The organism is Desulfuromonas sp. DDH964 (assembly GCF_001611275.1).
Classification (GTDB): Bacteria; Desulfobacterota; Desulfuromonadia; order Desulfuromonadales; family DDH964; genus DDH964.
The window spans coordinates 1,637,901-1,651,681 of the sequence record NZ_CP015080.1 but is presented as its reverse complement, the minus strand read 5'-3'; the positions used below and the strand labels follow the sequence as shown (position 1 = coordinate 1,651,681).

The 13,781-nt window shown below is 59.0% G+C and carries 15 protein-coding genes; 1 reads left to right on the top strand and 14 read right to left on the bottom strand.

The annotated features are described in order from the left end of the window. Window positions 1-25: 25 nt before the first annotated feature. From DBW_RS07450 to DBW_RS07390, 14 genes are all read right to left on the bottom strand, one after another. A complete protein-coding gene (locus tag DBW_RS07450; protein ID WP_066726479.1) occupies window positions 26-607 on the bottom strand; it encodes a Maf family protein in 582 nt (193 codons plus the stop codon). Between the two features lie 78 nt (window positions 608-685). Continuing rightward, a complete protein-coding gene (locus DBW_RS07445) occupies window positions 686-1,126 on the bottom strand; it encodes a hypothetical protein (RefSeq protein ID WP_066726477.1) in 441 nt (146 codons plus the stop codon). A 110-nt stretch (window positions 1,127-1,236) separates the two neighbouring features. After that, window positions 1,237-2,226 carry a helix-turn-helix transcriptional regulator gene (locus DBW_RS07440; protein ID WP_066726475.1) on the bottom strand — a complete coding sequence of 330 codons (990 nt, stop codon included), beginning with the start codon at window positions 2,224-2,226 and terminating at the stop codon, window positions 1,237-1,239. A gap of 25 nt (window positions 2,227-2,251) precedes the next feature. After that, a complete protein-coding gene (locus tag DBW_RS07435) occupies window positions 2,252-2,641 on the bottom strand; it encodes a nucleotide pyrophosphohydrolase (protein WP_066726472.1) in 390 nt (129 codons plus the stop codon). Window positions 2,642-2,750: 109 nt separating this feature from the next. After that, complete coding sequence (locus DBW_RS07430; RefSeq protein ID WP_231875401.1) at window positions 2,751-4,454, bottom strand: polysaccharide biosynthesis protein; 1,704 nt, start codon at window positions 4,452-4,454, stop codon at window positions 2,751-2,753. A 211-nt stretch (window positions 4,455-4,665) separates the two neighbouring features. Then, a complete protein-coding gene (locus DBW_RS07425; RefSeq protein ID WP_066726463.1) occupies window positions 4,666-5,859 on the bottom strand; it encodes a DegT/DnrJ/EryC1/StrS family aminotransferase in 1,194 nt (397 codons plus the stop codon). Between the two features lie 155 nt (window positions 5,860-6,014). Further along, window positions 6,015-6,635: an acetyltransferase gene (locus tag DBW_RS07420; protein ID WP_066726460.1), complete on the bottom strand. Its 621-nt coding sequence runs from the start codon at window positions 6,633-6,635 to the stop codon at window positions 6,015-6,017. Window positions 6,636-6,719: 84 nt separating this feature from the next. Continuing rightward, complete coding sequence (locus DBW_RS07415) at window positions 6,720-7,358, bottom strand: sugar transferase (protein ID WP_066726458.1); 639 nt, start codon at window positions 7,356-7,358, stop codon at window positions 6,720-6,722. A gap of 14 nt (window positions 7,359-7,372) precedes the next feature. Continuing rightward, the gene (locus DBW_RS07410) at window positions 7,373-8,590 is read right to left on the bottom strand and encodes a glycosyltransferase family 4 protein (RefSeq protein WP_066726455.1); all 1,218 of its coding nucleotides are present in this window, start codon (window positions 8,588-8,590) and stop codon (window positions 7,373-7,375) included. A gap of 4 nt (window positions 8,591-8,594) precedes the next feature. Next, a complete protein-coding gene (wecB, locus tag DBW_RS07405; RefSeq protein WP_066726452.1) occupies window positions 8,595-9,725 on the bottom strand; it encodes a non-hydrolyzing UDP-N-acetylglucosamine 2-epimerase in 1,131 nt (376 codons plus the stop codon). A 60-nt stretch (window positions 9,726-9,785) separates the two neighbouring features. Then, window positions 9,786-9,995: a GxxExxY protein gene (locus tag DBW_RS19275; RefSeq protein WP_197463754.1), complete on the bottom strand. Its 210-nt coding sequence runs from the start codon at window positions 9,993-9,995 to the stop codon at window positions 9,786-9,788. A gap of 15 nt (window positions 9,996-10,010) precedes the next feature. Beyond that, window positions 10,011-10,967 (bottom strand): IS1595-like element ISDesu2 family transposase, encoded by a 957-nt coding sequence (locus tag DBW_RS07395; RefSeq protein ID WP_066726446.1) that lies wholly within the window; start codon window positions 10,965-10,967, stop codon window positions 10,011-10,013. Window positions 10,968-11,059: 92 nt separating this feature from the next. Next, on the bottom strand, window positions 11,060-11,155 hold the full coding sequence (locus DBW_RS18120; protein ID WP_082820473.1) for a GxxExxY protein: 96 nt from the start codon (window positions 11,153-11,155) through the stop codon (window positions 11,060-11,062). 99 nt (window positions 11,156-11,254) lie between these two features. Beyond that, window positions 11,255-12,367, bottom strand: coding sequence for a capsular polysaccharide biosynthesis protein CapF (locus DBW_RS07390; RefSeq protein WP_066726441.1), 1,113 nt, complete (start codon window positions 12,365-12,367; stop codon window positions 11,255-11,257). A 174-nt stretch (window positions 12,368-12,541) separates the two neighbouring features. Between DBW_RS07390 and DBW_RS07385 the strand changes: the two genes are divergently transcribed. Continuing rightward, the gene (locus DBW_RS07385; RefSeq protein WP_066725512.1) at window positions 12,542-13,756 is read left to right on the top strand and encodes an IS256 family transposase; all 1,215 of its coding nucleotides are present in this window, start codon (window positions 12,542-12,544) and stop codon (window positions 13,754-13,756) included. The last annotated feature ends 25 nt before the right edge of the window (window positions 13,757-13,781 follow it).

Here is a 13,781-nt window from a genome sequence, read left to right as displayed (position 1 = left end):
TTTGCTGCTCGCCGCGCTTTTGATTTTACAGGATGTGGACTCCGAACTGTTCGAGCATCTGCGTGAGCTTGATCAGTGGCAGCCCGATCAGGGTGGTGTAATCGCGCCCGTCGAGGTGGTCCATCAGGGCGATGCCGAGCCCCTCGATCTTGAAGGAACCGGCGCAGTCGACCGGGTTTTCCCGCTCGACATAGCTGCGGATTTGGGTCTCCGTCAGCTGGCGCAGGGTGACGGTGAAGGTATCGAAATCGGTGGCCACCGTTTGGGCCGCCGCGTCGAAGAGGGCGATCCCGGTATAAAAAGTGTGGCTGCGCCCGGCCATCCCCTTGAGCTGCTCCACCGCCCTCTCCGGGCTCCCCGGCTTGCCGACGATGCGGCGCCGGGCATCGACGAAGACCTGGTCGGCGCCGATGATCAGCGCCTCGGGAAAATGTTTCGCCAGACTCTCGGCCTTGTGCAGGGCGAGATGCTTGACCAGCAGCTCCGGCGCCACCGTCTGGTTGAGCTCCTCGAAGTAGAGGGGCGAGGCGGTGATGAAGGGGAGCCCGAGCTGTTGCAGCAGTTGCTTGCGGTAAGGGCTGGTGGAGGCGAGCACGAGCTGACGCATGGCGTATCCTCGGGACGAAAGGGCAGCCCCTTTTTTACCCCAGCACGCCATGAAAAGCAATGGCGGAAAGCAGCAACGCTAGGCCGCCTGCCGCCCCCAGGTCACCCGTTCCTCCCCGATCACCAGCGGCAGTTCCAGCTGTTCGCCCCAGGTCCGGGCCCGCTGCGGCAGCCAGCGCCCCTGGGCCGAGCAGCCAAGGACCCGGGACTTCGTTTCCCCGGGGATTCCCTGCAGGCAGACCTGCAGGTCGGCGAGCGCCTGGCACAAAGCCGCCGTCACCCGCCCGCGGTCATGGCGCTGAAAAAATTCCCGCAATCGCAGGGGAGCGAGATAGTCGTCGACAAAGGTAACGGTCGTCTCGGCGCCGACTTCGATCAGCACCTCCCCTTCCATGCGCCCGTCGCCACAGATACCACTGACGGCAAAAAAGGGATGACCGCGGTAGCGTCGCTCCTCGATCGCCTGGATGTCGAAATAGAGGGGGTCGTTCTCCAGGTTGCCGGTTGCCAGATAGAGCATGGGACACCTCCTGTCGCTGAGTTTGGCTGTGCTGTTGATGCTACCCTAGCGAGGAGGTGTGACAGAATGCGTCACTATGCTTCAGCGATGAGCGACGGGGGTCACGGGGGTCACGGGGGTCCCTGCAAGCTGAGCCCCTGCTGCAGTCCGCGCAGGAAAGCGCTTCGCAACGACGGAGGTTCAAGGACCTGGACATGGGGGAGGTAGGAGTAGAGCCAGGCGAGGAGTTCCTTCTCGCCGCCGGCGTGAAAGGTCAGGGTCAGGCTGCCGTCGGCGTGTTCCTCGATCACCTGGCTGGGGTGCCAGGTGCGTTCGCGGATCAGGTGGGCGATCGGTTCGGCGAAACGGACCCGGATCTGCTGTGGCGCCTCGTCGATCAGGCCGAAGGCGCTGCCGGTCAGGTCGGCGATGGCAAAATCCTCGGGGACCTCGAAGCGTTCCCGGCTCACCTCAACCCCCTGCAGACGATCGACCAGAAAGAGGCGCAGCGCCTGGCGATTGTGGGCATAACCACCGAGGTAGAGGGAGTTGCTGAAAAAAAGGAGGGTGTAGGGGTCGAAGAGGTACTCTTCGACCTCCCGATGCGGGGGAGCGTAGTGCAGGCGGCAGCGCTGCTGGAAGAGGAGCGCGTCGCGCAGCTGTTCCAGGATCTGCCGCTTGCCCGAATAGTCGCGCAGCCCCTGGAAGCGGGGCGCCGCCGCGGCGGCGAGGCGTTCGAGATGGGCGACGCTGCGCGGCGGCAGGCTGGAGCGGATCTTGGCGAAGATCGCCTCGAGATCGTCCTGGAACGGGGTCCCGGCGAGAAAGGCGAGCTGTCCGCGGCCGAGGTAGAGGGTCATCAGCTCCTGCAGGGAGAAGGTGATCGGCGGGATCTTCTTGAAGCCGGTGATGAAGCGGTAGAGGACGCGGCCGTCACTCTCGCGCTCCGAAACGAGCGGGTAGCCGGCGTCGCGGATCGCCTGCAGGTCGCGGAAGATGGTACGCCGCGTCACCCGGCACTCCTCGGCGAGTTCGTCGATGGTCGCCCCGTAGCGGGCCTCGAGGATGCGGATGACGTCGTGGAGCCGCGCCGCCTGGCTGTATTTTTTCGCCGGTTTCATGGACGCCTTCGGGTGGCGGGGGACCTCAGGCTTCCGGATCTTCCGGCAGCTGCTTTTGATAATGGGTGTACTTGTGGGATTTGCCGCGGACCTGGTCGGAGGGATACTTGCGGATGTTCTTGGCCATTTTGGCGAGGACGGTATCGGCGAGATCGAGTTGCAGCGTATTGGCCAGGGAGAGGGAATAGATGACGATGTCGGCAAGCTCCTCGCCGATGTCGGCCAACGCCTCCGCAGGAAGGTTCTTTGACGCCTCGACGGTCAGCCACTGGAAATGCTCCATCAGCTCGGCGGCCTCGATGGCGATCGACATGGAGAGATTCTTCGGCGTGTGGAACTGCTCCCAATCCCGCTCGCGGACGAAATCCGCCATCTTTTCCTTCAGCTGCTGCAGGGTCGTCTGCCCGTCACCCATGGTTGCCTCCTGCGCAGGGGGAAAATATCCTCTCGCCGAACCGGCCGGCTAGCAGCTCCCCCCGGGTACTCATTGTGCAACCACCAGCTTTCGACATCCCGCCATCCTTTCAGGATGCGTGGCGCTGGGCGCCAGCCTTCTCCGGGCAATATTCCGGCACGATCTCCCGCAGCTTCGCCACCACCCCGGCCTGGTCGAGAGCGCGCTGGATCTGGTAGAGCTCTTCGAGCTGCTGCTCCAGGTGGGCGCGATTGACAGGGGTCGATTCGGCGACCATGATCTTCTCATGACTGGTCGGCTTGACCCCTTCGCCAGCAATTAGGAGTTCCTCGAAGAGCTTCTCCCCGGGGCGTAATCCGCTAAAGCGGATCTCGATATCCTCATAGGGAGTGAAGCCGGAAAGCCGGATCAGTTCCTCGGCAAGGGTGACGATCTTCACCGGCTCGCCCATATCGAGGAGGAAGATCTCCCCCCCCTGTCCCATGCTCCCGGCCTGCAGCACCAGCTGAGTCGCTTCCGGTATCGTCATGAAAAAGCGCGTCACATCCCGATGGGTGACGGTCACCGGCCCTCCTGCGGCGATCTGTTTCTTGAAGATCGGCACCACGCTGCCGGCGCTGCCGAGGACATTGCCGAAGCGGACGGTGACGAAGCGGGTGCGGCTGGTCCGGGCCAGGGCCTGGACGTAAAGCTCCGCCGCCCGTTTGGTCGCCCCCATGACGTTGGTCGGATTGACCGCCTTGTCGGTGGAGACCATGACGAAAGCCTCGCAGTGGCAGGCATCAGCGGCATCGGCCATGACCCGCGAGCCGCGCACGTTGTTGTTGGCCGCCTCGGCCGGGTTGTGCTCCATCAGCGGCACGTGCTTGTAGGCGGCGGCATGAAAAACCACTTGGGGCTGGCACTCGTCAAAGAGGGCCTGGATCCGCGCCCGGTCCCGAACATCACCGACAATGGCAGTGTGGCGCAGCTCCGGATGTTCCCGGGCCAGCTCGTTGTGAATGGAGAAGAGGGGTGACTCGGCGTGGTCGAAGAGGATGATGCGGGCGGGACGGAAACGGCAGACCTGGCGGCAGATCTCGCTGCCGATGCTGCCGGCGGCACCGGTGATGAAGATCCGCTTCCCTTCCAGAAAGGAGCGGATCAGCTCAAGGTCGAGGTGCGCCGGTTCACGGCCGAGGAGATCATTCAGGTCGACATCCCGCACCTGCTGGATCGAAACCCGGCCGTCGATGAGGTCGCTGATGCCGGGGAGGGTCTTGAAGGCGACGCCGAGAGTCTGGCAGTGATCGACAATTGTCCGCATCTGCTTGCCGGTCGCCGAGGGGATGGCGACGATGATTTCCTGAACCTGGTGCTGCCGGCAGATGGCGGGGAGGTCTTTCTGAGTGCCGAGGACTTCAAAGCCGGCAAAGGTCCGCCGCAGCTTGTCGGCATCGTCATCGACGTAACCGACGATGGTCTTGTTCAGCGCCGGGTTCTGCCGGATCTCCTTGGCGATCATCTGGCCAGCGCTGCCGGCGCCTACGATCAGGATGCGCCTACCGCCGTTGCCATTCTTCCCCAAAAACGGGAGATAGTTCTCCCGCAACGCACGGGTTAAAAAGCGGGTACCGGCTAACATACAGAAGCAGATTATCCAGTCGAGGACCAGGATCGAGCGGGGGATATTGCCGAGGCGATGGGAAAAGAAAAGGACGAGAATAAGGGCAACGGAGGCGAAAAGGTTGGCCCGGGCGAGCAGCAGAATGTCCGCCATCGAGGCGTAGCGCCACCAGCCGCGAAAGGTTCCCACGCCCCAGAAAACCGCCATTTTCACAACGACCAGAATCGGCAGGAGGGCGGGGATGGAACGCAAGTGGTTGGGAGGGATACGAAAATCAAACCGCAGGAGATAGGAGAGCAGCAGTGCGGATACGAGAATGAGTATCTTAAAGACAAGAATAACCCAAAACCTGTATTCTCTGATCAGTTCCTTCACAGATTCCCCCAAAAATCCATATTTAACGAAAACTGTACGTTTTTTATGCCGGCAGGGCAGCCACGGCCGTGTCGACGGCCGCGACCGTAGTCAGCATAGCCCCCTCGTCCAGGGTCGGATGAACAAGAAACATCAAGCTGGTCTCCCCCAAGGCCCGGGCAATGGGCAACGGAGCCCGGGGCCCCAGGCCGGCCTCCCTGAAAGCCTGCTCGCGATAGATTTCACTGCAACTTCCGGAATAGCATGGGACACCTGCAGCGTTAATGGCATCGATCAGCCGGTCGCGCAGGTCACGTCCCGGGGTCGGGGTGGCAGTATAAACCAGATCCGGGCGGAGAAAAACGTAATACTTGTAATAGGCGTGAAAAATATCCTCGGGGGGCAGGGTCACGCGCAGCTCCGGCAACCGGGAGAAGCCTTCGTCCAGCAGCGCGGCATACCGGCGCCGGGTGGCGACCCATTCGGGCAACCGCCGCAGCTGAATACGCCCGATCGCCGCCTGCATCTCGGTCATGCGCATGTTCGTCCCAAATGATTCATGGAGCCAGCGAAACCCCGGCGGGTGCTGGCGCTTGTAGACCGCGGCGAAGCTCTTGCCATGGTCCTTGAAAGCCCAGGCCTTCTCCCAGAGCGCGCGGTCACTGGTGGTCAGCATCCCCCCTTCCCCGCCGGTGGTCATGATCTTGTCCTGGCAGAAGGAGAAGGCCGCGGCATCGCCGAGGGAACCGACCGGTTTCCCCTTGTAGCGGGCGCCGTGGGCCTGGGCGCAGTCCTCGATGACCTTGATGCCATGCTCCCGGCCCAGCTCCAGCAGCGGGTCCATGTCGCAGGGCCAGCCGGCGAGGTGGACGGCGATGATCGCCCGGGTACGCGGGGTGATCCGCGGCCGGACAGTTTCGGCGGTCAGGTTCTGGCTCACCGGGTCGACATCGGCGATGACCGGCGTCGCCCCGCGCATGACGATGCAACTCGCCGAGGCGATGAAGGTGCGGGCGGTGGTGATCACCTCGTCGCCGGGGCCGATGCCGTAACCGGCGAGAATCAGTTCCAGGGCAACGGTGCCGTTGGCGAGGGCGATGGCATATTCCGTTCTGCAGAAGGCCGCAAATTCCGTCTCAAACTCGCGCCCTTCGGTTCCAGTCCAATAGTTGACCCGGTTGGAGAGCAGCACGCGCTGGACGGCTTCGGCTTCCTCGGGGGTGAAGGAGGGCCAGGGGGCGAAGGGGGTATTGAGCATAAATCAATCCTTTTCCAAATCGGTATCACGCTCGTTCGCTGGACTCACTCAAGCCGCAAAGGCGCAAAGATTTAACCGCGAGTTCATAGGGGTAAAGCATAGACACTATATTGCTTAATCTTTCCGTCCTTGGCGGCTTTGCGCGAAAACAGGCTCTAAAGCTTTTTCGCCGGGCTGCCAACTACCGTCACGCCATCAGGAACGTCACGGATGACCGTCGAACCGGCACCGACCGTCACCTTGCTGCCGATGGTCAGATTCGGGATGACCGTCGCTCCGGCACAGACAAAACTCTCCTCGCCGATCGTCACGCTGCCACAGAGGGTGCTTCCCGGCGCCAGGTGGACACCATCGCCGATATTGCAGTCATGGTCGATGCTGGAACGAGTATTGACGATTACGTCGTAGCCAATCGTCGTATCCGAATTGATCACCGCACCGGCCATGATCACACTGCCGTTACCAATAGTAACTTCGCGCGCCACCTGGGCCGAAGGGTGAATGGCGGTCACCATCTCGCAGCCCTGATCCGACAACCAGCTGGCGACTGTACGGCGGGCACTATTGCTGCCGATCGCCACGATCCCTTTGCGGATATTGGAGGCCAAAAGCTCATCCTTGCCACCAATGACGGGATAACAAAAAAAACTCTGGCCCTTAAGCGCCGGGTTGTCATCCACCAGGAAGCCGATTTCAAACAGCCCCTGCCGCTCGATGATATCAATGACCACCTTGGCATGACCGCTGGCGCCGAAAACAAAGATTTTTTCTTTCATAGGTCCCGCTTCACGCCCGTTCACTGCGTTCACTCAAGCCGCCAAAGAAAAATTTTAGGGCTGTTAGCCTGTCTGTTCAAATGGTTACGGTTCTTTGCATTCTTTGCGTCTTTGCGGCTTCGCGTGAGTCGCATTTGACCCCTGGAATTTTTCTGCCGTCGCCTGCCCTTCCTGGCTGATCCCCTCCCGTTTGAAGACCTTGGCGAAAGTCATCCAGAGGATCTTGATGTCGAGCCAGAGGGAGCGGTTGTCGACATACCAGACATCCAACTTGAATTTTTCTTCCCAGCTGATGGCGTTGCGGCCATTGACCTGGGCCCAGCCGGTAATGCCGGGGCGAACTTCGTGGCGGCGGGCCTGTTCCGGGCTATATCGGTCGAGGTATTCCATCAGCAGGGGGCGAGGTCCTACGAGGCTCATCTCGCCCTTGAGGACATTGATCAACTCGGGGAGTTCATCAAGGCTGGTAGAGCGCAGGAACTTGCCGAAGGGGGTCAGACGTTGATCGTCCGGCAACAAGTTACCGGCGAAGTCGCGGTCATTAGTCATGGTGCGGAACTTGTACATTTCAAAGGGCCTTCCGCGCAAACCAGGGCGGGTCTGCCGGAACAGCACAGGGCTACCATGCTTCACGCGGACCAACAGGCTCAGGAGAAGTAACACAATTCCGGTCAGGGAAATGCCAATTGCGGTAGCGATAAAATCGAAGAGTCGTTTTGTCATCAGAGCCTGATCATTCAGATTATGGTCTGGAAGATCTGTTCAAACCTCTGCACCCCGGCAGTCAGAGCCAGTTCCTGCCGATAGAAGTCCGCACCCTTCCTTCCCATCTCCTCCCGAACGTCCTCGTGCATGGCTACCAGGTTTCCAATGGCCTCGGCGATGCTCTGAGCATTTTCCGGGGTACAACATATTCCCGCTCCTGCCGCTTCCACCAGATCGACGGCGTCTCCACGGACCGCCATAATAATAGGACGGCCAACTGCCAGGTAAGCTTGGGTTTTTGATGGCAGAGTGATCTCGAAGAGGGGGTCGTCCTTTAGGTGAACCAGCAGCGCATCGGCCATGGACAAAGCGGAACCGATTTCAGACATGGGGCGACGGGGCAGGAATACGACGTTGGTCAGGCTCATCGACTCGGCTCGCCGTTTAAGGCGGTCAACTTCGATGCCACCGCCAATGAAAACGAATTGAACGTGAGAATTTTTTGCTCCAACCAGATCGGCGGCTTCCAGCACAGCGTCCAGTGCTTGGGCCTTCCCCATGGTTCCGGCAAATACTACATTGAATCGACCGACCATTGCCGGCTCACGCCCAGCAGCTTCTACGCGTGCCATCGTCGTGATCTGAGATTCATCACACCAATTATAAATGACGGAAATCTTCCCGGCTGGGACACCTCGCTCCTGCAACCGTTTTTTGAACCCCGGCGAAAGCACAATCAAGTGGTCGGCCATACGGTAGATTAAACGGCACCAGAGTTCAACACACTTCAGCAGGGTGGAATTGTTCAGCATCCCGGTTGTCGCCAGGGTATCGGGCCAAAGGTCCTGGATATCATACACAAAAGGCATGCGCCGCAAAAGTTTCAGCATGATGGCGGGTAGAGCCACCGTGGCCGGCGGGTGGTAGACATAGACGATATCGGCTGGTTTGACCAGCAGTGGACCCAGCAGAGCAGCAACGAAGGCAAAACTGAGGTAATTCAGGATACGTCGGATGCTGGAGCCATCATGACTTGGGTAAAGGGGTACCCGGATAACGGAGATACCGTCAACGGTTTCCCGCTGCACCAACTTGACACGATACCCCGGATACACCTTCCCCCCGGGGTAGTTAGGAAATCCTGTCAGGACCTCGACCTCGTGGCCCTGACGGGTCAATTCCCGAGCGAAGGCCAGACCTTTGAAGGTTGGTTCCGGATCAAACAACTGAGAGAGTATTAGAATACGCATGGCCTCAGAAATTCTTCCACACCACACGATTGACGTAATCCGTGTAACTGAGGATGATCCGTACCACTTTGTCGGAAACATTCGGCATCGAGTAGTCGGCAACCCTGCGCAGCAGCCGGTCCTCCCCCCTCCCCTGCCCTTCGAGTACCGCCAGCCCCTGAAAGACCCGCTCGACACTCAGCCCGGTCATCATCACCGCCGCCTCTTCCATCCCCTCCGGCCGCTCGTGAGCTTCGCGGATATTGAGAGCCGGGAAGTTGAGGATGGATGACTCCTCGTTGATGGTGCCGCTATCCGACAGAACGGCGATGGCATGTTTCTGCAGATGGACGTAATCACAGAAACCGAGCGGCTTGAGCAGCTCCACCTTGTCGTGAAAGACGATCTCCTGCCGGTTGACCCGGTTGCGGGTGCGGGGATGGGTCGAGACGATTACCCGCTTGCCGTACCTCTCGGCAAGGCCGTTGAGAATCTTCACTAGGTTGCAGAAGTTGCGGTCCGACTCGATGTTCTCCTCACGGTGAGCGCTAACCACGAAGTAGTCGAGGGGCGCAAGATTCAGGCGGGAGAGGACGTCGGAGGCATCGATCCTGTCGGCGTAATGGTTCAACACTTCGAACATCGGGCTCCCGGTCTTGATCACCCGGTCTGGCGGCAGACCTTCACGCAAAAGATACTCGCGGGCGATGTCCGAATAGGTCAGGTTGATGTCGGCGGTGTGGTCGACGATCCGGCGGTTGGTCTCCTCGGGAACCCGCTGGTCGAAGCAGCGGTTACCGGCCTCCATGTGGAAGATCGGGATCTGCCGCCGCTTGGCTGGGATCGCCGCCAAGCAGCTGTTGGTGTCACCCAGCACCAAGAGCGCCTCCGGCTTCACCTCGGCCAGGATCGGGTCAAGCTTGATGATGGTGTTTCCGATCGTCTCAGCCGCGTTGGCGCCGGCGGCGCTCAAGAAGTAGTCTGGTTTGCGGATATCAAGGTCGGAGAAGAAGACTTCGTTAAGTTCGTAATCGTAGTTCTGTCCAGTGTGCACCAGGATGTGATCCACGTAGCGGTCGAGCGCCGCCATCACCCGGGAGAGGCGGATGATCTCAGGGCGGGTACCGACGACGGTTATTACTTTCAGTTTTTTCACAGCTACCCCTTTAGCCACAAATGGCACGAATGACCACAAGTCTCTTGGGTTGTTAGTAACCTAGAGAACCATGCGCTTGCTCTCAACCCGCTCCTTGCCAAAGTTAAGAAGCAACCCCAGTCGAAGGCCGGTGGCCCCCAGGTAATTAAGCATTTGCGCTTCATGTACTCTGGTCAGAACATCAACCGCTTTAAGTTCAAGGAGAATCTGGTTTTGGACGACAATGTCGGCAACGTATCTGCCGACCTGTTTCCCCTTGAACCAAACCACCAATTCTTTTCCTGATTAGGTCCAATTCTCAGCTCGGCGAAGCCAGGCCTCGGGCCGCTTGCCGATTGAGACACAGGCGAATAGCAGCTTTGACAGCATGCTGCGTAGGTCAAACCGCCGGTTGAACCGGTACTGAAACTCGGCCAGATAGCGATGCGCATATTTGTCGAAGTCAAACGCATGATACGTTCCGGCCATGGCCGTCTTAAGATTGCCCAGGATGGTGTTGATCCAGTGGAAGCAGCCCATGTCGGTACTTCTGCGTTGATCACCAACCACCTCTCGCTGATGGTAGCACCCAGTCTTGGTGACCGCGCGGAAGCAATTCAGGCCATCAGAAACGACCAGCGCCGTCGGTGCCAAATGATTCTTGGCCCATTGATCAACGTCATGGCTGCTGAAGGTCGTCACCCGGCTAAAAACCGCTCGCAGCGGATGGCCGTCATGACTCGTTTCCACCGCCGCAATGAAGGGAACTTTGTTCTCCGAACCGCGACCGACTTTCCCGCCGGAGCGTTCTCCGCCCAAGTAGGCATCGTCGATCTCGACTCGCTGACCCAGAACCGTTGTCTCTTCGCGTTCGAACATCGCCTGCATGAGCTTGTGCTTGAGTCGCCAAGCCGCCTTGTAGCTCAAGCCCAGCATACGTCTCATCTCCAGCATCGACAGGCCGGACTTGCCTTGTGTCATAAAGTAGAGGGCAAGAAACCACTGGGTCAGCGGTAGATTGCTCCCATGAAAAATCGTTCCGGAAATCAGAGAGATCTGTTTTCGACAGCGACTGCACTGGAAGATTTTCGACTGTCCTCGCCGGAACTGGACCGCGCGGCTTGCACTGCATGCTGGGCAGACAAATCCTTGGGGCCAGCGCGAGTGCTCAAGGATCGCCTCGCATTGGGTTTCCGTACCGTAGTCTTTGAGAAAATCAGCCAAGCTCAGCCCCGGTTGAAACTGGATACGATTGATGGCCATGGGTGCTAACCTCCTTGTTTTTCATGGGTTCCATGGCCAAACTCTATGCTTCCTGTGCGACAGAATGTGTCATAGCTGAGAATTAGGGCTAATCAGGATTCTTTTTGCCCCTCCGCCTCGATCCCCCGAAGACGGAGTTCCTCGATCAGGGCGTTCTCGTAAACCTTTTCAAGAAACCCACCGCCCAGGACATTATGGACCTCAAAACTGCGCCCATAACAGCATAAGCAAGTTCCTGATGTATTAGCCCTTGATTCGTGTCTATTCGTGACATTCGTGGCTGGCTTTTAGACCGGTTCGAAAAAGGTATCCGGCCGTTCAGGGTCAAACGGTTCATTGACCCACATCACCGTCACTAGGTCCCCCTCGCCGGTGTTGCTGATGTTATGGGTATACCCGGTTGGAATATCGACAACCTCTAGCTTCTCACCGGAGACCGGGTACTCGATGACCTCCTCGCTGCCGATTTTTCGAAAGCGGACTACCCCCTGCCCTTTCACCACCAAGAACTTCTCGTTCTTGGTGTGGTGCCAGTGGTTTCCCTTGGTGATCCCCGGTCTGGAGATGTTGACAGAGACCTGACCACGGTCTGGGGTGCGGAGGAACTCAGTGAAGGACCCACGCTCGTCGACGTTCATCTTCAGCGGGTAACTGAACTGATTGGTGGGCAGGTAGCTGAGATAGGTGCTGTAGAGTTTTTTTGCCAGAGGATCGGCGAGGTCGGGGAGGCTGAGATCGGTCCTGCTTCCTTTAAAGCTGCGGATCAGGTCGGCAACGGCACCGAGTTTGATGGTATGAACCGGTTCGACCACGGCGTAACCATCACGGATCGTCGCCTGGCCGTCGAGCGCCGCGATGAAGGCGGCCACCACATCATCGATGTAGGCCAATGTCAGGGTGAAATTGGGGTCGTTGACCTGGATCGGCAGGTCGTGGGCAATATTGTGGCAAAAGGTGGCAATGGCGCTGTTGTAGTTGGGCCGGCACCACTTACCGAAAAGGTTGGGCAGGCGGAAGACAAAGACCCCCGCACCAGTCGCCTGCCCGTAGGCGAAGATGACCGCTTCGGCGGCGCGTTTGCTCACACCATAAGGATTCTCCTGCGCCGCCTGGGTCGAGGAACACAGCACAACCGGCACCACTCTTCCCGCCTGGTGAAGACCGCCGACAATCTCCTCGGTCAAGCCCGTGTTGCCGGTGCGAAATTCTTCTTCATTCCTGGGACGATTGACGCCGGCGAGGTGAAAGATGAAATCGGCCTGCGGCAGTACCTTGGTGAGAACGGCTGGGTCATCCTCGATATCGAAGGTGGTCAGCTCAATGTCCTTGCGCAGACGCAAGGTTTCGACCAAGTTCTTCCCAACAAAACCAGCGGAGCCGGTAACCAGAATGTTTTTCATTACAAATCCTGACAAACATTGAAAAACTTATTTACAGGGATGCAGGGGATAAATTGGATCACAGAAACAGCAAAAAAGGTTGCTTTCTGCAAGCAAAAAAATCGAGGGTGTAAAAAAGATTGTGTAAATGGCCATTCAGGGGTACACCGGGACCCCACCCTCTAAGGAGCCCCCATGGCCATCGAAAAAGATCTGCTGGACCGCCTGCTTGCCGACTACAAGAAGCCCGAAGACCTGATCGGCGAAACCGGCTTGCTTAAACAGCTCACCAAGGCCCTTCTGGAACGAGCTTTGGAAGCGGAATTGACCCAACACCTGGGGCACGAGAAGCATGCTCCCGTGGCCACGAAAGGCGGCAATGCCCGCAATGGCAAGTCGGCCAAAACCATCAAGGGCGAATTCGGCAAACTGCCGATCGAGGTTCCGCGTGACCGGGACAGCAGCTTCGAGCCGCTCATCATTCCCAAGGGCCAGACCCGCTTCGCCGGCTTCGACGGCAAGATCATCTCCCTCTACGCCCGGGGGATGACGACCCGGGAGATCCAAGGGCATCTGGAAGAGATTTATGGCGTCGAGGTCTCTCCCGCCCTCATTTCCAGCGTGACCGATGCCGTCGCGGACGAGGTCAAGATCTGGCAGAACCGACCGCTCGACGCCCTCTATCCCATCGTCTATATGGACGCGGTCCGGGTTAAGGTGCGGGACAACGGCCACGTCAGCAATAAAGCGGTCTACCTGGCCCTGGGCGTCACCCTGGACGGCATCAAGGAGGTCCTGGGTATGTGGGTGGCCGAGAACGAGGGCGCCAAGTTCTGGTTACAGGTGGTGACCGAGTTGAAAAACCGGGGTGTCGAAGACATCTTCATCGCCTGCGTGGACGGGCTCAAAGGTTTCCCCGAGGCCATCGAAGCGGTCTTTCCTCGCACCCAGGTCCAGCTCTGCCTCGTTCACATGGTGCGTCATTCTCTCAAATACGTCTCCTGGAAGCAGCGCAAGGAAGTGGCGGCCGATCTGAAGACCATTTACCAGGCCGCGACGGCCGAGCAGGCCGAAATGAACCTGACGGAGTTCGAAGCGAAGTGGGATAAAACCCACCCTTCCATCGGCCAGTCCTGGCGGCGGAACTGGGAGAGAATCACCCCTTTTTTCGCCTACCCGGCGGAGATTCGCAAGGTGATCTACACCACCAATGCGATCGAATCGCTGAACATGTCGCTGCGCAAGGTCACCAAGAACCGGGGCTCATTCCCCAGCGATGCAGCCATGTTCAAACTGCTCTACCTGGCGCTGAATAATATCGCCAAGAAATGGACCCTGCCGATTCGGGACTGGAAGGCCGCCCTCAACCGGTTCTCCATCTTGTTCGAAGGCAGGTTGCCGGTTTACTGACGACAAAAACCCAAGCCATTTACAC